The sequence below is a fragment of the Mesorhizobium sp. Pch-S genome (assembly GCF_004136315.1).
GTDB lineage: Bacteria > Pseudomonadota > Alphaproteobacteria > Rhizobiales > Rhizobiaceae > Mesorhizobium.
In genome coordinates this window covers 2,128,744-2,149,946 of the sequence record NZ_CP029562.1, presented here as the reverse complement: position 1 = coordinate 2,149,946, position 21,203 = coordinate 2,128,744, and the positions used below count along the sequence as shown (strand labels likewise).

Below are 21,203 nucleotides of genomic sequence, written 5' to 3'. Positions count from 1 at the left end.
CGGCGACTGGTTGCTGCTTGCCGAGATTACCCCCGGTGTGTGGGCGCTCGGCCGGCAAATCGACGATCCGGCGGTAACCTTCGCCTTTGGTGACAGTCCGGAACTGCAGGACGAACTGCTGGCGCTGGTGCTTGCGGGCCGCAAGACAGCGACCTGCGGCGCGCTCCGTGACTTTGGTGGTGCGGAACCGGTGCCAGTGGTCGGACGGCGCGATGTCGTGCTCGATGGCCTGGGCCGCCGTGCCGCGATCATCGAGACGGTGTCGATCGAGATGAAGCGTTTCGACGAGGTTGATGCCGCCTTTGCGCGCGAAGAGGGTGAAGGCGACCTGTCCTATGAATACTGGCGAGAGGCGCACGAAGCCTATTTTGGCCGGAATGGCGGTTACTCGCCCGAGATGATTTTGGTTTGCGAGCGGTTCCGGCTGGTGGAAGTGCTCGACCGCAACAATACGAAACGAGTGAACCCATGAAATTCACCCTCTCCTGGCTCAAGGATCATCTGGAAACCGATGCCACGCTCGACGAGATCGTCGAGCGGCTGACCTCGATCGGACTCGAGGTCGAGTCGGTCGACGACAAGGCGGCGCTGAAGCCCTTCGTCATCGCCAAGGTGCTGACGGCCGCCAAGCATCCCGACGCCGACAAGCTGCAGGTGCTGAGCGTCGACGTCGGCTCCGGCGCGCCGGTGCAGGTCGTCTGCGGTGCGCCGAATGCGCGCGCCGGCCTGATCGGCGCCTTCGCCGCGCCCGGCATCTATGTGCCCGGCATCGACGTCACCCTGTCCATAGGCAAGATCCGCGGTGTCGAAAGCCACGGCATGATGTGTTCCGAGCGTGAGCTCGAACTGTCGGACGAGCACAACGGCATCATCGATCTGCCGCAGGACGCGCCGGTCGGCACATCCTTCGCCGCCTATGCCCATCTCGACGATCCGGTCATCGAGATCAACCTGACGCCGAACCATCCGGAAGCCACCGGCGTCTACGGCATCGCGCGTGATCTCGCCGCATCGGGCCTCGGCAAGCTGAAGACCGCGCCGGTCGAGCCGGTTGCCGGCAAGGGCGCCACCCCGGTCAAGGTCAGGATCGAGGCGCCGGATCTCTGCCGCGTCTTCGCGCTCAGGCTGGTGCGCAACGTCAGGAACGGCCCGTCGCCGAAATGGCTGCAGCAGCGGCTGCTGGCCATCGGCCTGCGGCCGATCAACGCCCTGGTCGACATGACCAATTACATCACGTTCGATCGCGGCCGCCCGCTGCACGTCTTCGACGCCGCCAAGGTTGCGGGCGACCTGGTCGTCCGTCGCGGCAAGGAAGGCGAAAGCGTGCTGGCACTCGATGGCCGCACCTATCCGGTGACGCCGGACATGTGTGTCATCGCCGACGACAATGGTGTCGAATCCATCGCCGGCGTCATGGGCGGCGAACATTCGGGCTGTGACGAGAACACCACCGACGTGCTGATCGAGGCTGCCGTCTGGGAGCCGCTGACCGTGGCCCGCACGGGCCGTACACTCGGCATCATCACCGATGCACGCTACCGCAACGAGCGCGGCATCGACCCGGCCTTCAACACCCCGGGCATCGAGCTTGCGACGCGCATGGTGCTCGATCTCTGCGGCGGCGAGCCGGCCGAGATCGAAGTGTCGGGCGAGACAGTTTTCACGCCGAAGATCGTCTCGTTCCCGGTGTCGGAGGTCAAGCGTCTGACCGGCATCGATGTGCCGGGCTCGACAAGCCTCGATATCCTGACCCGGCTCGGTTTCGTCGTGAAGGGTGATGGCGATGTGGTCGAGGTCGCGGTTCCATCCTGGCGCCCGGATGTCGACGGCAAGGCCGACCTGGTCGAAGAGGTGATGCGCATCCACGGCGTCGACGAGATCCGGCCGCAGCCGCTGTCCAGCCATGGCGTCGTCAACGGCAAGATCCTGACCACGCTGCAGATCCGCACCCGCGCCGCCAAGCGTGCGCTGGCCGTGCGCGGCATGATGGAAGCGGTGACTTGGTCGTTCATCCCGGCAAAGCACGCCGAGCTGTTCGGCGGTGGCCAGAAGCACCTGAAGCTGGCGAACCCGATCGCCGCCGACATGTCCGACATGCGGCCCTCGCTGCTGCCCGGCCTCGTCGCGGCAGCGCAGCGCAACGCCGATCGCGGTTTCGGCGATGTCGCGCTGTTCGAGGTCTCCGGCACCTATGAAGGCGATACGCCCGAAACGCAGCGTCGCGTCGCTGCAGGCGTACGTCGCGGTACCGCCAAGCTCGACGGTTCCGGCCGCCACTGGGCCGGCAACGCCCAGGGCGTCGGCGTGTTCGATGCCAAGGCTGACGCCATCGCGGTGCTGGAAGCCTGTGGCGCGCCGGTCGACCGGCTGCAGATCGAGACGGGTGCGCCGTCCTGGTATCATCCGGGCCGCTCCGGCGTCATCAAGCTCGGTCCCAAGGTGGTGCTCGGCCATTTCGGCGAATTCCACCCGACGGCACTGGAAGTGCTCGACGCTTCCGGCCCGCTCTGCGGTTTCGAAGTGTTCGTCGATGCGATTCCTGAGCCGAAGGCCAAGCCGACCCGCACCAAGCCGAAGCTGGAGCTCTCTGCCTTCCAGGCCGTGAAGCGCGACTTTGCCTTTGTCGTCGACAAGGCGGTCGAGGCCGGTACGCTGACGCGCGCTGCCCTCGCCGCCGACAAGAAGCTGATCACCGGCGTTTCCGTCTTCGACGTGTTCGAAGGAGCGGCGCTCGGTGCCGGCAAGAAGTCGATCGCCATCGAGATTGCGATCCAGCCGGTGGAAAAGACGCTGACCGACGAGGATTTCGAAGCGTTGGCCAAGCGCGTGGTCGAAAATGTCGCCAAGCAGACCGGCGGCGTGCTGCGCACTTAATACAGAGCCCTGGATGTTTGACACATCCAGGGCACCTCAATCGCCGGCGCGACCCATCCGGGTCGCTTTCGCGCCAACGGGCGCGACGCCCATGAACACAGTCATTGGCGCGCGCTCAAACGATCATTCAAGATGACCGTTTGTAAAATGCTGGGAGAACACTCGATGCCGGCGATCCGTACCACACGACTTCCCGCCGGCGTCGATGTTCCGGTGCTCGGCCAGGGCACCTGGTACATGGGCGAGGACAGCCGCTGCGCCGCCGATGAAGTGGCCGCGCTGCGGCTTGGGCTGGATCTCGGCATGTCGCTGATCGACACCGCCGAGATGTATGCTTCGGGTGGCGCCGAGGAGGTGGTGCGTGACGCCATTGCCGGTCGCCGCGACGAGGTCTACCTGGTCTCCAAAGTGTTGCCGTCGAACGCTTCACGTCAGCGCACCATTGCTGCCTGCGAGGCCAGCTTGAAGCGGCTGGGGACCGATCATGTCGACCTTTACCTGCTGCATTGGCGCGGTGGTGTACCGCTGGCCGAAACGGTCGAGGCTTTCGAGGCGCTGCAGGCTGCCGGCAAGATCGGCCAGTGGGGTGTCAGCAATTTCGACGTCGACGACATGCAGGAGCTGGCGGGTGTTTCCAGTGCCGTCCAGACCAACCAGGTGCTCTACAATCTGGAAAGCCGTGGCATCGAGTTCGATCTTTTGCCGGCTTCTCAGCGCGCGGCCGTTCCGATCATGGCCTATTCGCCCATCGGGCAGGGCGGCTTTGTGGGTGACGACAGGCTGGCCGCGATCGCCGCCCGCCACGGTGTCAGCACCACGCAGGTGGCGCTGGCCTGGGTGCTGCGCCAAAAGGGTGTCATCGCCATTCCCAAGGCGGTGAAGCCGCAGCACGTCCGTGCCAATCGCGCCGCTGCCGATCTGGTGCTGACCGAGGCGGATATCGCCGAACTCGATGCAGCCTTCCCGCCGCCGCGCCGCAAGGTGCCGCTGGAGATGATCTGAACTGCGGCAGAGTAGCACTGCCCTTTTCTCCCTTCGGCTCTTGCAAAGCAGCCGGCTGTCTCCCACATTCCGTGCGCGGACCGGGCCCCTCTGACGTCTAAGCAAGACGTGATGTCGGACCGCTGAATTGGGCCCGCTTTGCATATTCACCGGAGCGGGTTGTGGAGAAGGACCCGATGATCTCTGGCAAGACACGTTCATTCGCATTGTTGGCCACGCTTCTGATGGCGTTCACGCTGGTGTCGACCGATTTCGCCGACGCACGGCGCGGCGGCAGCTTCGGCAGCCGCGGCACACGCACGTTCCAGTCGGCACCGCCGACGCGCACGGCGCCGAACCCGACCGCTCCGGTCGAGCGTTCGATGACGCCGAACACCGGACCGACAGCGACGACGCGGCAGCAGCAGCCCGGCATGGCGCAGCAGCAGCGCCCGGGCCTGTTCAGCGGTCTCGGTGGCGGCCTGATGCGCGGCATCCTGATCGGCGGTCTTCTCGGCGTCCTGTTCGGCTACGGCTTCGGAGGCATGGCCGGCGCACTCGGTTTCATCGTGCAGTTGCTGCTGGTCGGCCTTGTCGTGATGCTGGCGCTGCGCTTCTTCCGCTCGCGCCAGGCCCCGGCGACCGCGACGGCCGGCGGACCGGCCGCCAGCAGCGGCCCCAGCGAGATGTTCGGGCGCATGGCCAATCGTGACGCTGCCGAGGACGAGCGCTCAGCCGGCAATGGCCGCGCGGGTTCGTTCAACATCCCGGGATTCGGAACCCAGTCGGGGCCGGCCTCGCAGGATATCGAGCTGGAAAAGGATGACCTCGACCGGTTCGAGCGCATGCTGGATGAAGTCCAGACCGCCTTCGCCAAGGAAGACCACGCCGGCCTGCGCCGCCTGTCGACGCCCGAAATGGTGTCCTACTTCTCGGAAGAGCTTGCCGAGAATGCCCAGAATGGCGTTCGCAACGATGTTGCCGACGTGCATCTGGTGCAGGCCGACATCGCCGAAGCTTGGCGCGAGGACAATCAGGACTACGCCACGGCTGCCTTCCGCTATGAATCGGTCGACGTGATGCGCGACCGCAAGACCGGCAAGGTGGTCGAGGGCGACGAGAGGCTCACCGAGACGACCGAACTGTGGACCTTCACCCGCCCGCGCGGCGGCGACTGGAAGCTGTCGGCGATCCAGGAAGCGTCTGCCTGAGTTTAAAAAGGCCCGCGAAATTCGCGGGCCTTTTCATTTCTGGGGGCGTTGCCCGAACCGGCGAATCGCCGTCATCTCGCTTCATGAACCATCTGCGCCATTCCGGTCTGCCGGCTGTCGAACAGGCGGCTGCCCTGAAGACAATCCTGCGCGCCGATCCGATCGTATGGAAGGCGCTTGAACTGGCGCGTGGCCTCGATCTGCAGGACTGGATGGTCGTTTCGGGCGCGATCTACAACAGCGTCTGGAACAGCCTGACCGGCAAGCCGGCAGGCCACGGCATCAAGGACATCGACCTTTTCTACTGCGACGGTTCCGACCTCTCCTACGAGGCCGAGGATGCCGTCATCCGGCGCGCGGCGGCGCGTTTCGAACGGCTGCCGCTGCCGGTGGAGGTGCGCAACCAGGCGCGGGTGCATCTCTGGTATCCAGCCCGCTTCGGCCGCAGCTGCCCGGCCTACCACTCCAGTGCCGCGGCGCTCGGCTATTTTGCCTCGCGCACGCATGCGGTCGGCGTGCGGCTGACACCGGCGGACGACCTCGAGATCATCGCACCCTTCGGGCTCGACGACATCTTTTCCTTCCGCATCACGCCGAACAGGGTGATGGACAATCGCGAGACTCACAAAGCCAAAGGGGAACGTGCCATGCGGCTGTGGCCGCAGATCACGCTCGAGCCCTGGTGAACGGCTAAAAGGCACATGATGCGCATTCTTCTCATTCTTGGCGCCCTTATCGTTGGAACGATCGCCGGCATTTACCTGTTCGGGATGATCTGGCGTACCACCGCTCCGGAAGGCGCAGTGGCGATGATCGTTGGAGGCGCTACGCCGGTGGTCCTCGGGGCCTGGGCATTTCTCGGCTCAAAGGGAGCTGACGGCCAGCGGCCAAACCTCAGCAATGTGCGAACCTGGTTCGCTCTTCTGGGGATCGTCGCGGCCGCAGCCGGGCTCTTTGTACTGTTGATCGCAGCCCTTTTCCTGATGGTTCAGCGCGGTTAGCCGTTGACCAGAGCCAGTGCTTCTTCCGTGTAACGCTTGCCGACCACCTTGTCGGGCGACAGAGCGTTGCCGATTTCGGCAACCTCCGCCTCGGTCAGTGCAATCGCCGCGGCGCCTGCATTTTGCTCCAGGTGATGGATCTTGCGGGCGCCGGGGATCGGCACGATGAAGTCGCCCTGATGCAGCACCCAGGCCAGAGCGAGCTGCGCGGCGGTGACACCCTTCTGCGCGGCGAAACGCTCCAGAACCTTCACCACCTGGGCATTGGCGTCGAGCGCTTCCGCCTGGAAGCGCGGCAAGGTATGGCGCCAGTCGTCGGCGCCAAGCTGCTCCGGCTTGTTGATCGTCCCGGTCAGCAGGCCGCGTCCGAGCGGGCTGTAAGGGACGAAGCCGATGCCGAGTTCGCGGCAGACGTCGAAGATCTCTTCTTCAGGATCGCGGCTCCACAGCGAATATTCGCTCTGCACGGCGGCAATCGGATGCACGGCATGGGCGCGTCGCAGCGTCGCGGCACTCACTTCCGAAAGGCCGAGCGCACGCACCTTGCCCTCCTTGACCAGTTCCGCCATCGCGCCGACCGTGTCCTCGATCGCCACGCTGGGATCGACCCGGTGCTGGTAGAAGAGATCGATGACGTCGGTGTCCAGCCGACGCAACGATGCCTCGGCGACGGCTTTGACATGTTCAGGCCGGCTGTCGACACCGATCATGCGTTCCGTGCCGCTGCCCTGTTCGGAGATCTTGAAGCCGAACTTGGTGGCGATCGTCACATGCTCGCGCACCGGCTTCAGCGCCTTGCCAACGAGGATCTCATTGTCGAAGGGACCGTAGACTTCCGCCGTGTCGAAGAAGTCGACGCCGATGTCGACGGCATGCCGGAGCGTGCGGATCGCTTCGGCTTCCTCCTGGCCGCCATAGGCGAAGCTCATCCCCATGCAGCCGAGGCCGACGGGAAAGACTGTGAGTTCGGTTCCGAGTTTGCGCTTTTGCATCGCGGTTCTCCTTGGTTGGCGATGCGAGAGAGATAGCGCCTTGCCTTATGTTCGATAATTGCCTCATAATTGCACGAGCTATTCTAAAAGTTAGAACAATGGCCAATCTTAGAATTTAAGCAATGGACCGCAGCTACCTCGCTCAACTTGCCGTGCTTGCCGCCGTGGCGGACAGGGGCAGTTTCCGTGGCGCCGCCCGGGATCTTGCGATTGCGCCGTCAGCGGTCAGCCATGCCGTCTCCAGCCTGGAAGCCCGGCTCGGCGTGCGGTTGCTGGCGCGCAGCACGCGCTCGGTTGCGCCGACCGAGGAGGGCGCCCGGTTGCTCGAGCGGCTGCGGCCGGCACTGTCCGAAATCGACCTGGCGCTGGAAGCGGCGGTCGAGGCGAGGGACAGACCCGCCGGAAATCTCCGGCTGACCGTGCCGCGCACCGCGCTGAACCTGGTGCTGGCGCCGAAGCTCGGAGCCTTCGCAAAGGCCTATCCCGAGATCGTGCTCGACATCGTCATCGAGGACCGTTTCGCCGATGTGGTCGAAGGCGGCTTCGATGCCGGCGTGCGGCTTGGCGAAAGCCTTCAGCAGGACATGGTTGCCGTGCGCATCGGCCCGCAGATCCGCAGCGCTGTCGTGGGGGCTCCCTCCTATTTCGCCAGGATGCCGAAGCCGAAACATCCGCGCGACCTCGTCGGCCACCGCTGCATCCGCTTCCGCTTCTCCAGCGGCGTGCTCTATCGCTGGGAGTTCGAGAAGGACGGCGAGGAGATCGAGCTGCCGGTGCAGGGGCCGCTGATCCTCGGTGTCGACAGCGCCATCATCCGCGCGGCCATCGATGGCGCTGGGCTGGCTTTCGTCTTCGAGGAATATGCCCAGCAGGCGCTGGCGACCGGCAGCCTCATACGGGTGCTGGAAGACTGGTGCCCGCCTTTCGACGGGTTCTACGTCTACTATCCGAGCCGGCGTCAGATGCGGCCGGCGCTGCGCGCTTTCGTCGATTTCTTCCGCTGGCGCGACCGGGATGATTGACCGCGCCGCGGTCGTTCACCCGTCATGGCATTTCTGATCAGGAACACCCAGACCCGCTACGGCTGGATCGCGATCCTCCTGCATTGGCTCATCGGCCTTTTGTTCATCGGCCAGATCGCGCTTGGGCTCGCCATGGTGAGAGTGACCAGCCAGCGCACTGCCTTCGAACTGATCCAGCTGCACAAATCGCTCGGCTTCCTGCTGCTTGGTCTTGTCGCGCTGCGGCTTGGCTGGAGGCTCGCCAACGGCACGCCGAACCTTCCCGCCGGAACCGGACTGCTGGAAAGGCGGGCGGCGCCGGCCGCGCATTTCGCGCTCTATGCGCTGCAACTCCTCCTGCCGCTCACCGGCTGGGCGCTGGTGTCGGCTTCCGTTCTGGAAATCCCGACGATGCCGTTCGATCTCTTCGTGATGCCCAATCTGCCAGTTGCTGTCTCGGACGCGGGTGAAGCCTGGTGGCGAGCGGCGCATGCCTGTCTGGCCTATGCAGCCGTCGTGCTGGTGACGATACACGTGCTGGCCGCCTTGCGGCATCATTTCCGGCTCGGAGACACCGTGCTGACCCGCATGATTTTGCCTTCACGCCAGCGTGATGACACGGAGCCGGAATAGACGCCTTGCATGACGCGTTGATCCTGCGAGTGCCGCACTCAGCCGGAAACCCCAGATGTCGTTTCGCCGTCTCGCTCTTTTTACGCTCGCTGCGATAGCCATCGCCGGCCCCGCTGCCTACGCAGCGACCTCACTCTCCACAGCCGGCGGCCGCTATACGATCAATCCGGCCGGGTCGAGCATCCGCTTTTCCATCGGCAAGGCGGGTGGCGGCAGCCTCGACGGCGCCTTCGCCCGTTTCACCGGCAACATCCGCGTCGATAATGCCGATGCCGACCGCTCAGAGGTCAACATCACCATCATGCCGGCCAGCGTCGGTACCGGTCAGAGCCGCATCGATGCCTTTCTGCGCTCGGATGCCGTCTTCGATGTCGCCAACGATCCGGAAATCCGCTTCCGCTCGACCAGCGTGCGGCGAACCGGCGAGACCACGGCAACGATCACCGGCAATCTCACCGCACGCGGCAAGACCTCGCCGGAGAAGTTCCAGGCCGAACTCAAATCCTTTGCCGGCGGCACCATCATCTTCCGGGTCACCGGCAGGGTGCTGCGCTCGCGCTACGGCATGGATGTCGGCACGCCGATCTACTCCAATGTCGTCGAATTCGAGATGACACTGTCGGGGCGGCGCAGCTAGAAAGCTGCCGCAACGGCACTGGTTTTTCGGCGCGTTTCGCGCAAGTCTCGCCAGCACAGAATCTTGCGAGGAAATGCCGGATGTTTCGTTGGGGTGTGTTGTCGACGGCCAAGATCGGGCGCGAGCAGGTGTTGCCGGCCATCGCCGATTCCAGCAATGGCGTGCTGACGGCCGTGGCCAGCCGCGATGTCGGCAAGGCTCGGGCCCTGGCCGACCGTTTCGGTGCGCCGCATGCCTTCGGCTCCTATGAGGAGTTGCTGGCCTCACCGCATGTCGATGGCGTCTATATCCCCGTGCCGACATCGCAGCATGTCGAATGGGCAGCCAGGGCGATCGAGGCGAGGAAACACGTCCTGGTCGAGAAGCCGCTGGCGCTCGACGCCAGGGATATCGCGCCGCTGATTGCGCTGCGTGACCGCCACAAGGTGCTGGTCTGCGAAGCCTTCATGGTCATCTATCATCCGCAATGGCTCAAGGTGCGCCAGCTGATTGCCGACGGCGCCATCGGCCGGCTGCGCCATGTGGAAGGTTGCTTCACCTACTACAATGTCGACCCCGCCAACATGCGCAACCAGCTCGATCTCGGTGGCGGCGGACTGCTGGACATCGGCGTCTATCCGATCGTTTCCACGCGCTTTGCGGCTGACCGCGAGCCGTTGCGGGTGCAGGCGACGATCGAACGGGACAGGAGTTTCGGCACCGATGTCTACTCGTCGGTGCGCGCCGATTTCGGCGATTTCGAACTGTCCTTCTATGTCTCGACGCAGATGGCCGGGCGCCAGTCGATGGTGTTCCACGGCGACAGGGGTTTCATCGAAGTGGCCTCGCCCTTCAACGCCGGCGTCTACGATCATCACCGTGTCGAGCTGCACAATCAGAACCATGCCGAAGCGCAGATATTCCGCTTCCCGGGCGTGCAACAATACAAACTCGAAGCCGAAGCCTTCGTGCGTGCAGCACTTGGCGGCAGCGACCGCGTCTTCACGCTCGAGGAATCAGTGCTGAACCAGAAGGCCATCGACGCGATCTTCCGCGCCGGCGACAAGGATGGCTGGGAAACGGTCTGACAGCGGCGTTGCCCCGGCGGGAGGAACAAGCCGGGGATAGACAACGCAAAAGGGAGGGAAACATTGGCTTACGACGCGGATGTCATCATCGTCGGCGCTGGCCTCGCGGGGCTGGTCGCCGCGGCCGAGCTCGCCGAGGCGGGCAGGAAAGTCCTCATTCTCGACCAGGAACCGGAGCAGTCGCTCGGCGGCCAGGCGTTCTGGTCGTTCGGCGGGCTGTTCCTGGTCGACTCGCCCGAGCAGCGGCGCATGCGCATTCGAGACTCCCACGACCTTGCCCTGGAGGACTGGCTGGGCACCGCCGCCTTCGATCGTCCGGAAGACCACTGGCCGCGTGAATGGGCGAAGGCCTATGTCGGTTTCGCTGCCGGTGAGAAGCGCGCCTGGCTTTCCGAGCGCGGCATCAAGTTCTTTCCCGTCGTTGGCTGGGCCGAGCGCGGTGGCGGCAACGCTGTCGGCCATGGCAATTCGGTGCCGCGCTTCCATGTCACCTGGGGCACCGGTCCGGGCGTGATCGAGCCCTTTGTCCTTCGGGTGCGCGAAGCGGTGAAGCGCGGGCTGGTCACCTTCAAGTTCCGGCACCGTGTCAGCGAACTGACGAAGAGCGGCACGGCGGTCGACGGCGTGCGCGGCGAAGTGCTGGAGCAGAGCAGCGTCGACCGCGGCCGCAAGAGTTCACGCGCGGTTACAGGCGATTTTGCCTTCAAGGCGCAGGCGGTCATCGTCGCCTCCGGCGGTATCGGCGGCAATCATGATCTGGTGCGCCAGAACTGGCCCGCCCGCCTTGGCACGGCACCGAAGCGCATGATCACCGGCGTGCCGGACCATGTCGACGGCCGCATGCTGGCGATCACCGAAAACGCCGGCGGCTCGATCATCAACCGCGACCGCATGTGGCACTATGTCGAGGGTATCAAGAACTGGGCGCCGATCTGGACCGACCACGCCATCCGCATCCTGCCCGGCCCGTCGTCGCTGTGGCTGGACGCGCGCGGCAAGCGCCTGCCGGTGCCGCTCTATCCCGGCTTCGACACGCTGGGCACGCTCGCCCACATCATGAAGACCGGCTTCGACTATTCCTGGTTCATCCTGACCGAGAAGATCATCCGCAAGGAGCTCGCCCTGTCGGGGTCGGAACAGAATCCGGACCTGACCAACAAGAGCTGGCGCCAGGTTCTGCAGCGCGCCACATCCGGTATTCCGGGTCCGGTCAAGGCCTTCCTCGACAAGGGCGAGGACTTCATCGTCGAGCGCGAGCTGCCGGCGCTGGTCGCCCGCATGAACAGGCTGGCCGGTGGCGAGCCATTGCTTGATGTCGCCCAGGTCGAACGCGAAATCCGTGCCCGCGACATGCAGCTCGACAATCCGTTCTCCAAGGATATGCAGGTGATCGCCCTGCGCGGCGCCCGTACCTATCTCGGCGACAAGCTCATCCGCACCGCCAGGCCGCACAGGATGCTCGATCCTGCCAACGGGCCGCTGATTGCGGTGCGCCTCAACATCCTCACCCGCAAGACGCTGGGCGGTCTGCACACCGATCTCGACAGCCGCGTGCTGGGCGCCGATGGCCAGCCGGTCGAAGGGCTCTATGCCGTCGGCGAAGTGGCCGGCTTCGGCGGCGGCGGCGTGCATGGCTATGCGGCGCTCGAAGGCACGTTCCTCGGCGGCTGCATCTTCTCGGGCCGCAGCGCCGGCCGCGCGGCCGCGAAGGGCGTGCGTTAGTCTTGAGCTCTTCCTTCTCCCCTTGAGGGAGAAGGTGGCCTCGCCGCAGGCGAGGTCGGATGAGGGGTGTTGGACGGAGTGCTACTTTCGCGATTGGGTGTTTCGAACGATGTGGAAGATACAGTTCCTCCACCTCACTTCTTCCAGCACCCCTCATCCGTCTCGGCGCTGCACGCCGATCCACCTTCTCCCACAGGGGGAGAAGGGGACCTGCCTCAGCCCTTCCTGCCGTTGCTCTTCCTGAGATCGCGCAAAAGGCTGGAACAGCTTGCCGGCGTTTCGAGGCCGATCGGGCCGTTCACCTTGGCTTTGGAATCGGCCATCAGTTTGTTCACCTTGGCCTGCGGGTCCTGCCATTTCACCTTGCGCGCGAATTTCAGCAGCGATGTCCGCATCTCGTCCAGTATACCGGGCGTCTTGATGTAGGCGGCGCACTGCTGTGCGAGCGACAGCGACATCACCTGGCCCATGAACTGGCTTTCATATTGTTTCGGAACCTTGAATTCCTGAGCCGCAGCCGGTGAGGCGGCAATGACGAGGGCAAGAAGGGCGGTCGCTGGAATTTTCATCAGTGGTACCTTGGGATTATCGTCTATATCCGCTCGATATCGCGCCTGAGCACGATCAGCGAGGTCAGGTCCTCGACGCTGGGGTGCGAGGCGATCTCGTCGCGCAGCGTGTTGAGCCGGTCGATCGACGGCACCTCCACCTCGACCATCAGGTCGACCTGGCCCGAAATGGACGATACCCGCCGCACCTCCGGATGGCGCGCGAGCAAGTCGAGCATACCGATCGAAGGGGTGCGCACCAGCGTCACCATCAGGAAAGCGGAGAGCTGGTTCTGCTCCAGTTGGCCGATGTCGGCGCGATAACCGCGGATGACGCCGCTTTTCTCCAGCAGCGCCACGCGCTCGCTGGTGGCGCTGCGCGAGAGCCCGATGCGCGCCGCCAGTGTTTTCAACGGAATCCGAGCCTCCTTGGACAGGATGGCGAGGATGTCACGGTCCTTGGCGTCGAGTTCCTTCATGGCGATTTCCGCTCACCGTTAATATGCCGGTCGAAGCAGGCATAGTGCCGGTCTGACCGACGCTTTGCCGGATGCCCGATTTTTGCGCCCGTGCCAAGCTCCATGAAGATCAAATCCGGACCTGCAATGACCAATATTACTCACCCGGCTCCCAATTTCTCGCTGATCGAAGCGCGCGCGCTTGCCGTCAGCCATTTCGGCGTCTCTGGCTCGGTCGGCTCGCTCGACAGCGAGCGTGACCAGAATTTCAGGCTGACGTCGGAAGACGGTGACTGGATCCTGAAGGTGGTCAATGCCAGCGAGCCGCGCGGCGAGAGCGAGTTCCAGACCGCGCTGCTCGATCATCTCGCCGGCAGCGGGATCGACCTTGCCGTGCCGTCGCTGAAGAAGACGCTGGACAACACCTCGCTCGCCTTCGCGGCGGCCAATGACGGCACCCGCCACGCCCTGCGGCTGGTCTCCTGGTTGCCGGGCCAGCCTCTGGCGGAAGCCGATCGTTCGCCCGAGGCGCTCGACAGCCTCGGTCGCGCGCTGGGCAAGCTCGATCGCGCGCTGCAGGGTTTTATCCATCCGGGTGCTTTGCGCAGCTTCGACTGGGACATCCGCCGCGCCGGGGCCTCGCGCCGGCGCCTGACGCATGTAAGCGATGCCAATGACCGGGCGCTGCTGGAGCGGTTCCTCGATCGCTTCGACGCCCATGTGGCACCGCGCCTTCCCGGGCTGCGCGCGCAGGTCATTCACAACGATGCCAATGACTGGAATGTTCTGGTCGACGCAGCCGATCCGAAGCGTGTCGCCGGCCTGATCGACTTCGGCGACGCGCTCTATGCACCCTTGATCGCCGAACTGGCTGTCGCCTGCGCCTACTCCATTCTCGATACCGAGGATCCGATCGGCGCGGCAGCGAAGCTCGCTGCCGGTTTCCATGCCGAATATCCGCTGCGCGAGGAAGAGATCGATCTTCTGTTCGATCTCATCGCCATGCGCCTCGTCACCAGCGTGACCCTGTCGGCGCTGCGTCGGCAGGAGACCGGCGACAATCCCTATCTGGCCATCAGCGAAGCACCGGCCTGGCGCATGCTGCGCCGCCTCGATGCCATGAACCGCAGCTTCGCCACCGCGATCCTGCGCCATGCCTGCGGCTTCGATGCCGTGCCGGGCGCCCGCGCCGTCGCCGGCTGGATCGCCGCCCACGCCAGGAGCCTTGCACCGGTTCTCGACCGCCATCCGGCGACCCTGGTCAAGGAACTGGTGCCCTATGGCGATCCGCAGCACCCGATGACCGTCGCGTCGGCGGCGCAGGAGCCGGCCAAGGCCAGTGCCTGGTGGGACGCTCACTGCGCCGAACACGGCATCGAACTCGGCATCGGTCCGTGGGGCGAGGTGCGTACCGTCTATGCCAGCGACATGTTCCAGTCGCGTTTCGTCGAACAGGAACGCCGCATCCATCACCTCGGCCTCGATCTGTTCATGCCGGCCGGCACCAAGGTGCGCACGCCGCTTGCGGCGACCGTGAAAAGCGTCGAGATCGAAGAAGATCCGTTGGGGTATGGCGGCCTCGTCGCCCTGGAACACGCGCCGGAAGGCTGCCCCGCCTTCGTCACGCTGTGGGGGCATCTCGCCCATGAGGCGGCGTCCCGATTGAAGCCAGGCCAGCGCCTGGAAGCGGGCGATGTCGTCGGCGAGATGGGCGTGGCCGCGCAGAACGGCGGCTGGGCGCCGCACCTGCATTTCCAGATCTCCACCGACACCAGCCTGTCGGCCCGCGAGATCCTCGGCGTCGGCGAAGCGCGCTATCTCGACGTCTGGCGCGAGCTCTTCCCGGATGCCGCCGAACTCGCCGGCATCCCGCCGGAAACCTTCGTCCAGACCGGCCGCAGCCGTTCGCAGATCGTGGCGGCGCGCAAGACCTCGCTGCTGCCCAATCTGTCGATCTCCTATTCGGAACCGATCAAGTTCGTGCGCGGCGAGGGCGCCTGGCTGATCGATGACCGTGGCCGCGCCTATCTCGACTGCTTCAACAATGTCTGCCATCTCGGCCATGCCCATCCCGACGTGGTCGCGGCGATTGCCCGGCAGGCGGCCAGGCTCAACACCAACACGCGCTATCTGCACGACACCATCGTCACCTATGCCGAGCGGCTGACGGCAACGCTGCCGGAGGAGCTTTCGGTGGCATCCTTCGCCTGTTCGGGCAGCGAGGCCAACAGCCTGATGCTGCGCATGGCGCGCAATCACACCGGGCAGAGCGACGCCATCGTGCTCGACTGGGCCTATCACGGCACGACGCAGGAACTGATCGATCTCAGCCCCTACAAATACAAGCGCAAGGGCGGCAAGGGCCGGCCGGCTCATGTGTTCGAGGCGACGATCCCCGACAGCTACCGTGCTCCGGCCGACTGGCCGCTCGAAGAGCATGCCGGCCGCTTTGCCGAAAGCATTGCCGAGCAGATCGCGGCGATCAAGGCGCAGGGCCGTGCGCCGGCGCTGTTCATGGCGGAATCCATTCCGAGCGTCGCCGGCCAGGTCTTCCTGCCGGAAGGCTATCTGAGCGAAGTCTACGCCATGGTACGCGCTGCCGGCGGCGTTTGCGTCGCCGATGAAGTGCAGGTCGGCTTCGGTCGGGTCGGCAGCCATTGGTGGGCGTTCGAGACACAGGGCGTGGTGCCGGACATCGTCACCATGGGCAAGCCGATCGGCAATGGCCATCCGATGGCAGCGCTGGTGACCACCAAGGAGATCGCCGCCACCTTCAACAACGGCATGGAGTATTTCAACACGTTCGGCGGCAACCCGGTGTCCTGCGCTGCCGGCCTTGCCGTGCTCGATGTCATCGAGCGCGACCGCCTGCGCGAAAATGCGGCGGGCATCGGCGCCTATCTGGTCGAGCGCTTCCGTGAATTGCAGACGCGCTACGATATCATCGGCGATGTGCGTGGCATGGGGCTCTTCCTCGGCATCGAACTGGTCGAGGACCGCAAGACCAAGGCGCCGGCGACGGCGCTGGCGCGACGCATCAATGACGGCGTCCGCGCGCGCGGTGTGCTGATCGGCACCGAAGGCCCGCATGACAACGTGCTGAAGATGCGTCCGCCGATGATCTTCAGCCGCGCCAATGCCGATCATCTGGTCAGCGCATTGGACGACACGTTCGGCGAGGTGCTGGCGACGCGTTAGCTGCCTCACGGAGAAACTTACCCGGCGGATCGGTCGCCGGGCAGTTCACAACAGGAAACTGAATCAACGCCGGCGTGTTCACGCCGGCGTCAGGAGAGGCTTTGCATTGGAGCGTTTCCGTTTTTCACGGAAACGCGGAAACGCACCAATTTTTTTATTTCACGCAATTCCGGACGGAAAACCGTTTCACACTTTTCCTGGAATTGCTCAGAATAACAGGGAGGAGACCATGAAGACACGTCTTTTAGCAGCAGCGTTTCTGGCGACTACGGCAGTTGCCGTACCGGCAAAGGCCGACACATTCGACACGATCAAGCAGCGCGGCACCGTCACCTGCGGCGTCAGCCAGGGCGTTGCCGGCTTTTCGGCACCGGACGATGCCGGCAAATGGCACGGCTTCGACATCGACTTCTGCCGGGCAGTTGCCGCCGCGGCGCTCGGCGACGCCGACAAGGTCAGCTACGTGCCGCTGTCGACCAAGGAGCGGTTCACCGCCCTGCAGTCCGGCACTGTCGATCTCCTGTCGCGGCAGACCACCTGGACGCTGTCGCGTGATGCCGGCATCGGCATCCACTTCGTCGGCACCGCCTACTATGACGGCCAGGGTTTCATGGTGCGCAAGGACCTCAATGTCGACAGCGCCCTGAAGCTTTCCGGCGCGACCGTCTGCGCCGAGCAGGGTACGACGACGGAGCAGAACACCGCCGACTATTTCAGCGCCAACAAGCTGCAGTATGAGCCAGTGGTGGTCGATTCCGCCGAAGGCATCATCAAGGCCTTCGACAGCGGGCGCTGCGATGTCTACACCACCGATGCCTCGGCACTCTATGCGCAGCGCCTCAAGCTGGCCAACCCGGACGGCTATACCGTGTTGCCGGAGATCATCTCGAAGGAGCCGCTCGGACCTGCGGTGCGCCAGGGCGACGACAAGTGGTTCAACATCGTGCGCTGGACGCTGTTTGCGCTGCTCGAGGCGGAAGAGCTGGGCGTCACCCAGGCCACGGCCGAGGCCGGGCTGACCTCCACCAACCCGGCGGTCAAGCGCTTCCTCGGCGTCGACGGCGACAACGGCAAGCAGCTCGGGCTCGATCCGCGTTTCGCCTACAACATCATCTCGAAGGTCGGCAATTACGGCGAGATATTCGAACGCAATCTCGGCCAGTCGAGCGCGCTCAAGATCGACCGCGGCATCAACAAGCTGTGGAATGCCGGCGGTCTGATGTACGCTCCGCCGCTGCGCTGAACAGAGACAACCACACATAGCGTCATGCCCCCTCTCCGTCTCGGGCTCTGCCCGAGCCACCTCTCCCCCACTTCATGGGGGCGAGGAACCCAAGCTGGAGAGGTGCCGGCGCTGCAACCGCGATTCCTCGCCCTGCCGAAGGGCGGGGAGAGGTGGCTCGGCTCCGGCGGCAAAGCCGCCGTTGCCGAGACGGAGAGGGGCTCTTCGCGTCGCACCGACCGAGTCGTCCCGCAGCGCTCTGCAAACCTATGCTTCGGACAGCTGCCTTGCCTGTCCGGAGCGCATCGCGACAAAGATGCCGAGCACTGCCGCGATCGGCAGCAGCCAGGGCGCATAGTCGAGCACGCCGAGGCTGCCGGTCAACGTCGCGTAGTTCTTCATCACAAGAAGGGCTGCCGTGCCCAGGCCGATGGTGGCGACGAGGGCGATCAGCAGCTGGACCAGTGAACCGGCTTCCCGGTCGCGGTTCTTCCACGTGAAGACCGCCACCGAAAGCGAGGTCACCGCCTGCAGGATGATGATGCCGAGTGCCGCCAGCCCGAACGTGCTGGACAAAAGGGTCATCAGCGGGTCGGCATCGGCAATCGCAAACAACGCCACCGCGATCGACGACACCACCGTGACGGTGATGCTGGCGACATGCGGCGACTGCACGCGTGCATGCAGGCTGCCGAGCACGCCGGGCAGCATGCCTTCGCGGCCGAGCGCAAACAGGTAGCGCGACGCGGCATTGTGCAGGGCGAGCGTCGCGGCGAGCGCACTCGTCACCATCAGGAACTGCACCGCCACCAGGAACACCGGGTGGGTGTATTGCGCGAAGGCACGGAACACCAGCGTGCCCGGGTTCTCGCTGGCCGCGGCCACGACCTTGTCTTCGCCGAAGGCCAGCACCACGGCCCACATGGTGATGGCATAGAAGAGGGCGATGAAGACCACGGCGGTGATCAGCGCCCGGCTCACCGTGCGGTGTCCGTCGCGCGCTTCCTCGCTGTAGATGGCGGCGGATTCGAAGCCGAGGAAGGAGACGAAGGCAAACATCAGGCCGACGCCGAACGAGCCGCTGAGCACGTTGGGCAGGCTGAATGAGCCGAAGGTCACCTGGGCCGGGCTGCTCGGGGCGAGTACGGCCACCGTCAGCACGACCAGGATCAGCACTTCCAGCGTCAGCAACACCGCGAGCAGCCGGGCGCCGAGCGTGATCTCGCGGTAGCCGACGATGGCTGTGATCACCAGGCAGATCGCACCCCAGACCTTCCACGACAGGTCGATGCCGAGGCTCTCTGCGAAGAACACGCTGGCGAAGAAACCGAAGCCGCCGACGCTGCCGATAACCATCATGCCGTAGACGACGATGGCCACGAAAGCCGCAGCCCCGCCGGCAAGCGGCCCCAGGCCATGCCTGACATAGGCATAGAAAGCGCCGGAGTGTTTCACATGCGGGCTCATGCGGATGAAGCCGATGGCAAACAGGATGAGCACGAGGCCGGCGAGCAGGTAGGAACCCGGCATGCCGACGCCGTTGCCCATCAGGACGCCGAGCGCTCCGTTGCTGGCCACGGCGGCAAGCGGTGCGGCGGCCGCGACGACGAGAAAGAAGATATCGAAGGAATGCAGGCTGCGCCTTGGCGCGGTGTTGGTGGAAGACATGGCGTTTGGTCCGGCTGACGTGAAACGAAAAAGGGAAGGCAAGCCGCGCCCGCTCTTACGGCAGGGTCACGCGCTTGCCCTCCAGGGGTGTCGGCAATGGACCGCGCAGCAGTTTGTCGTCTGCATCGTAGAAACGTGCCGCAGCCGTGCCGGTGAACGCGTCGCCGGCGAGGTCGATCTCGTAGGAGATCTCGCCGCGGCTGACGAATTTGTGGGTGTTGCGGTCGGCGGTCACCTCGACGAATTTGCCGATGACCCTGCCGTCCTTCTCGGCCCAGATGCCCTTGCCGTCGCTGTCGCTGTTGTCGGGGTTGCCGAAATCCGGATTGGCCTGCTGCATGGTGCCGTCGGCATTGAAGACGAACATGTGATGGGTGAACGGCGCATCGACCGCCTTGACCACCCATGTGCCGACGATGCCGGCTGGCCTGGCGGCGTTTTCAGCCGTTGCCGATGCGGTTGCTGCGACAAGCGCCATGGCCGCCGGCAGGATGAATGATCTGGCGAACCGCGACAGCGGGCCGGAATTGGAAAAGTGCATCGATAGCCTCCCTTGTTTTGATGGGACCGCCGCCTGTTCCCTGATTGGTTATGCTTTGGGGCGGCTGGTCCGGTATTTTCTGATCAGTCCTCGTTCCAGGGCGCCCACATGGCCTGTGCGGCGGCCCAATCATCATTGCCGTCCGAAGGCGCGGGCGTGTAGCGCGCGCCCGGCACCTCGTGCGCCGGCAGGGTCCAGGTGCCGCGCTCGACCAGCCTTGCGATGTTGTCGCGATAGACCTCGTCCACCGTCGCATGGCGCTCCGGGTCGCGGTTCAGCCACAGATTGCGCGGGTGGATGGGCTTCTCGTACATCCTGGAGAACAGCTCGGTGCGCAGGTCCTTCAGCCAGTTCGAATTGAGGTTCATGGCGCGGAACTGCCGCAGCGCCTCGATGTCGATCAGGCTGGCCACCATGGTGTTGGCGCCGCTGGCCGAATAGGAGCTGATGTTGCCGCGGAAGTCGACGATGTGGCTGTTGCCGCCGGCGATGTCGATCGGATGGCGCGAACTCGGTGACAGGTAGACCGGCCCGATGTTGGGGCAAAGCATGTAGACGCTGTTGAAATCGGCATGCGCCCGGTTCTGGATCATCCAGCTGCCGCCGCCGGGATAGGACGAGCCGGTCATCGGCATCGCCTCCGAAGGACGATAGACGACCTCGGCGCCGCCGAAGGCGAGCGCGCGCACCGCTTCCGGATACTCGCCGTCGGAACAGCAGATGGTGCCGATGTTGCCGATGTCGTCAGTACGCAGCACCGGATAGAAGGCCTCCAAGCCGTCGCCGAACAGCTCGACCCAGCGGTCGTAGATATCATGCGGCGTGCAACTGCGCTCGCGGCACCAGATGTGGTTCTTGCGGCGCGGTGGACGAGCTTGCCCTTGCGGTCGATCACGAACAGCGTGTTGAAGAAGCGGTCCTCCATCACGTCGGGCCAGCGCGCCTTGCACTGGCCGATGATGTAGGTGTCGTAGTGACGGGCGAGCTTGCCGAGCGCCTCGGTCTCTTCGCCGGGCAGGTCGATGAAGATGTCGCGCGCCGCGGTGACATGCGGCACGTCGAAGATCTCGTCGGTGAAGCCGGTCAGCGCGCCTTCGGCCAGCGCGACAACGCGGATCGGCGCATTGATGGCGCAGATCGAGACGGCGGCATGGATGGCTTCCTCGATCGTCTCCAGATTGTGGCGGATGTGCTTGCGCTGCGCGACGCCGGTGACGATGGTCGAAAGGCCGATCGCCATGTAGGGCGCGACATAGGCGGGACGAGGGGCCATTCCGGTCGATACTCCAATGGTCGATTGGAGGTGCGACGTTGCAGGGGCAGGCATCGGCGCGGGCCGAGCCATCTCCCTCGAATGCCGCGTTCCTCCCGGGCGTCTGCAGGAACCGGCAGGATAGGGAGACTTGGCGGGCCGGGGCTATCATACCGAAGTACGACGCCGTGTTGGCG

Annotated in this window: 18 protein-coding genes and 1 pseudogene; 13 read left to right on the top strand and 6 right to left on the bottom strand. The window is 64.8% G+C overall.

Going from position 1 to position 21,203, the window contains the following annotated elements; translation table 11 throughout:
• The first annotated feature begins 37 nt into the window (after window positions 1-37).
• The 6 genes from C1M53_RS09785 (at window position 38) to C1M53_RS09760 (ending at window position 6,067) form a co-directional block, all read left to right on the top strand.
• Complete coding sequence (locus tag C1M53_RS09785; RefSeq protein WP_129416100.1) at window positions 38-472, top strand: ASCH domain-containing protein; 435 nt, start codon at window positions 38-40, stop codon at window positions 470-472.
• Entirely contained in the window at window positions 469-2,874 is a 2,406-nt protein-coding gene (gene pheT / locus C1M53_RS09780) for a phenylalanine--tRNA ligase subunit beta (protein ID WP_129412077.1), read from the top strand. The genes C1M53_RS09785 and pheT overlap by 4 nt, the downstream gene beginning before the upstream one ends.
• 165 nt (window positions 2,875-3,039) lie before the next feature.
• Window positions 3,040-3,876 (top strand): aldo/keto reductase, encoded by an 837-nt coding sequence (locus tag C1M53_RS09775; RefSeq protein WP_129412076.1) that lies wholly within the window; start codon window positions 3,040-3,042, stop codon window positions 3,874-3,876.
• A 176-nt stretch (window positions 3,877-4,052) separates the two neighbouring features.
• On the top strand, window positions 4,053-5,066 hold the full coding sequence (locus C1M53_RS09770) for a Tim44 domain-containing protein (RefSeq protein ID WP_129412075.1): 1,014 nt from the start codon (window positions 4,053-4,055) through the stop codon (window positions 5,064-5,066).
• Window positions 5,067-5,149: 83 nt separating this feature from the next.
• Complete coding sequence (locus C1M53_RS09765; RefSeq protein ID WP_129412074.1) at window positions 5,150-5,752, top strand: nucleotidyltransferase family protein; 603 nt, start codon at window positions 5,150-5,152, stop codon at window positions 5,750-5,752.
• 15 nt (window positions 5,753-5,767) lie between these two features.
• On the top strand, window positions 5,768-6,067 hold the full coding sequence (locus tag C1M53_RS09760; protein ID WP_129412073.1) for a hypothetical protein: 300 nt from the start codon (window positions 5,768-5,770) through the stop codon (window positions 6,065-6,067).
• On the opposite strand, the gene C1M53_RS09755 is transcribed toward C1M53_RS09760, so the two are convergent.
• Window positions 6,064-7,059 carry an aldo/keto reductase gene (locus C1M53_RS09755; RefSeq protein WP_129412072.1) on the bottom strand — a complete coding sequence of 332 codons (996 nt, stop codon included), beginning with the start codon at window positions 7,057-7,059 and terminating at the stop codon, window positions 6,064-6,066. The two genes, C1M53_RS09760 and C1M53_RS09755, sit on opposite strands and share 4 nt — an antisense overlap.
• Before the next feature lie 122 nt (window positions 7,060-7,181).
• Between C1M53_RS09755 and C1M53_RS09750 the strand changes: the two genes are divergently transcribed.
• From C1M53_RS09750 to C1M53_RS09730, 5 genes are all read left to right on the top strand, one after another.
• Window positions 7,182-8,081, top strand: a complete 900-nt coding sequence (locus tag C1M53_RS09750) for a LysR family transcriptional regulator (RefSeq protein ID WP_129412071.1) — start codon at window positions 7,182-7,184, stop codon at window positions 8,079-8,081.
• Window positions 8,082-8,105: 24 nt separating this feature from the next.
• Window positions 8,106-8,693 (top strand): cytochrome b, encoded by a 588-nt coding sequence (locus C1M53_RS09745; RefSeq protein WP_129412070.1) that lies wholly within the window; start codon window positions 8,106-8,108, stop codon window positions 8,691-8,693.
• A gap of 55 nt (window positions 8,694-8,748) precedes the next feature.
• Window positions 8,749-9,330 carry a YceI family protein gene (locus tag C1M53_RS09740; RefSeq protein WP_129412069.1) on the top strand — a complete coding sequence of 194 codons (582 nt, stop codon included), beginning with the start codon at window positions 8,749-8,751 and terminating at the stop codon, window positions 9,328-9,330.
• Window positions 9,331-9,410: 80 nt separating this feature from the next.
• The gene (locus C1M53_RS09735) at window positions 9,411-10,397 is read left to right on the top strand and encodes a Gfo/Idh/MocA family oxidoreductase (RefSeq protein ID WP_129412068.1); all 987 of its coding nucleotides are present in this window, start codon (window positions 9,411-9,413) and stop codon (window positions 10,395-10,397) included.
• Window positions 10,398-10,460: 63 nt separating this feature from the next.
• Window positions 10,461-12,119: an FAD-binding dehydrogenase gene (locus C1M53_RS09730; RefSeq protein ID WP_129412067.1), complete on the top strand. Its 1,659-nt coding sequence runs from the start codon at window positions 10,461-10,463 to the stop codon at window positions 12,117-12,119.
• A 215-nt stretch (window positions 12,120-12,334) separates the two neighbouring features.
• On the opposite strand, the gene C1M53_RS09725 is transcribed toward C1M53_RS09730, so the two are convergent.
• Window positions 12,335-12,688 (bottom strand): hypothetical protein, encoded by a 354-nt coding sequence (locus C1M53_RS09725; protein WP_129412066.1) that lies wholly within the window; start codon window positions 12,686-12,688, stop codon window positions 12,335-12,337.
• Window positions 12,689-12,711: 23 nt separating this feature from the next.
• Window positions 12,712-13,146 carry an Lrp/AsnC family transcriptional regulator gene (locus C1M53_RS09720; protein WP_129412065.1) on the bottom strand — a complete coding sequence of 145 codons (435 nt, stop codon included), beginning with the start codon at window positions 13,144-13,146 and terminating at the stop codon, window positions 12,712-12,714.
• 126 nt (window positions 13,147-13,272) lie between these two features.
• On the opposite strand from C1M53_RS09720, the gene C1M53_RS09715 reads away from it, so the two are divergent.
• Window positions 13,273-16,323, top strand: coding sequence for an aminotransferase class III-fold pyridoxal phosphate-dependent enzyme (locus C1M53_RS09715; RefSeq protein ID WP_129412064.1), 3,051 nt, complete (start codon window positions 13,273-13,275; stop codon window positions 16,321-16,323).
• A gap of 229 nt (window positions 16,324-16,552) precedes the next feature.
• Entirely contained in the window at window positions 16,553-17,566 is a 1,014-nt protein-coding gene (locus tag C1M53_RS09710; RefSeq protein WP_129412063.1) for an amino acid ABC transporter substrate-binding protein, read from the top strand.
• Window positions 17,567-17,812: 246 nt separating this feature from the next.
• Here C1M53_RS09710 and C1M53_RS09705 read toward each other — a convergent pair whose 3' ends face one another.
• From C1M53_RS09705 to C1M53_RS32075, 3 genes and pseudogenes are all read right to left on the bottom strand, one after another.
• Complete coding sequence (locus C1M53_RS09705) at window positions 17,813-19,213, bottom strand: APC family permease (protein WP_129412062.1); 1,401 nt, start codon at window positions 19,211-19,213, stop codon at window positions 17,813-17,815.
• Window positions 19,214-19,268: 55 nt separating this feature from the next.
• Window positions 19,269-19,754, bottom strand: a complete 486-nt coding sequence (locus C1M53_RS09700; RefSeq protein WP_129412061.1) for a hypothetical protein — start codon at window positions 19,752-19,754, stop codon at window positions 19,269-19,271.
• 83 nt (window positions 19,755-19,837) lie between these two features.
• Window positions 19,838-20,994: pseudogene (locus C1M53_RS32075) on the bottom strand (nitrilase-related carbon-nitrogen hydrolase).
• Window positions 20,995-21,203: the final 209 nt, after the last annotated feature.

What these genes read in the sequence shown, in the direction of transcription:
- C1M53_RS09715 (WP_129412064.1), top strand. Translation starts at nt 13,273, where the DNA reads ATGACCAATATTACTCACCCGGCTCCCAATTTCTCGCTGATCGAAGCG.
- C1M53_RS09735 (WP_129412068.1), top strand. Translation starts at nt 9,411, where the DNA reads ATGTTTCGTTGGGGTGTGTTGTCGACGGCCAAGATCGGGCGCGAGCAG.
- C1M53_RS09745 (WP_129412070.1), top strand. Translation starts at nt 8,106, where the DNA reads ATGGCATTTCTGATCAGGAACACCCAGACCCGCTACGGCTGGATCGCG.
- C1M53_RS09720 (WP_129412065.1), bottom strand. Translation starts at nt 13,146, where the DNA reads ATGAAGGAACTCGACGCCAAGGACCGTGACATCCTCGCCATCCTGTCC.
- C1M53_RS09775 (WP_129412076.1), top strand. Translation starts at nt 3,040, where the DNA reads ATGCCGGCGATCCGTACCACACGACTTCCCGCCGGCGTCGATGTTCCG.
- C1M53_RS09705 (WP_129412062.1), bottom strand. Translation starts at nt 19,213, where the DNA reads ATGTCTTCCACCAACACCGCGCCAAGGCGCAGCCTGCATTCCTTCGAT.
- C1M53_RS09755 (WP_129412072.1), bottom strand. Translation starts at nt 7,059, where the DNA reads ATGCAAAAGCGCAAACTCGGAACCGAACTCACAGTCTTTCCCGTCGGC.
- C1M53_RS09710 (WP_129412063.1), top strand. Translation starts at nt 16,553, where the DNA reads ATGAAGACACGTCTTTTAGCAGCAGCGTTTCTGGCGACTACGGCAGTT.
- C1M53_RS09760 (WP_129412073.1), top strand. Translation starts at nt 5,768, where the DNA reads ATGATGCGCATTCTTCTCATTCTTGGCGCCCTTATCGTTGGAACGATC.
- pheT (WP_129412077.1), top strand. Translation starts at nt 469, where the DNA reads ATGAAATTCACCCTCTCCTGGCTCAAGGATCATCTGGAAACCGATGCC.
- C1M53_RS09740 (WP_129412069.1), top strand. Translation starts at nt 8,749, where the DNA reads ATGTCGTTTCGCCGTCTCGCTCTTTTTACGCTCGCTGCGATAGCCATC.
- C1M53_RS09765 (WP_129412074.1), top strand. Translation starts at nt 5,150, where the DNA reads ATGAACCATCTGCGCCATTCCGGTCTGCCGGCTGTCGAACAGGCGGCT.
- C1M53_RS09770 (WP_129412075.1), top strand. Translation starts at nt 4,053, where the DNA reads ATGATCTCTGGCAAGACACGTTCATTCGCATTGTTGGCCACGCTTCTG.
- C1M53_RS09700 (WP_129412061.1), bottom strand. Translation starts at nt 19,754, where the DNA reads ATGCACTTTTCCAATTCCGGCCCGCTGTCGCGGTTCGCCAGATCATTC.
- C1M53_RS09725 (WP_129412066.1), bottom strand. Translation starts at nt 12,688, where the DNA reads ATGAAAATTCCAGCGACCGCCCTTCTTGCCCTCGTCATTGCCGCCTCA.
- C1M53_RS09750 (WP_129412071.1), top strand. Translation starts at nt 7,182, where the DNA reads ATGGACCGCAGCTACCTCGCTCAACTTGCCGTGCTTGCCGCCGTGGCG.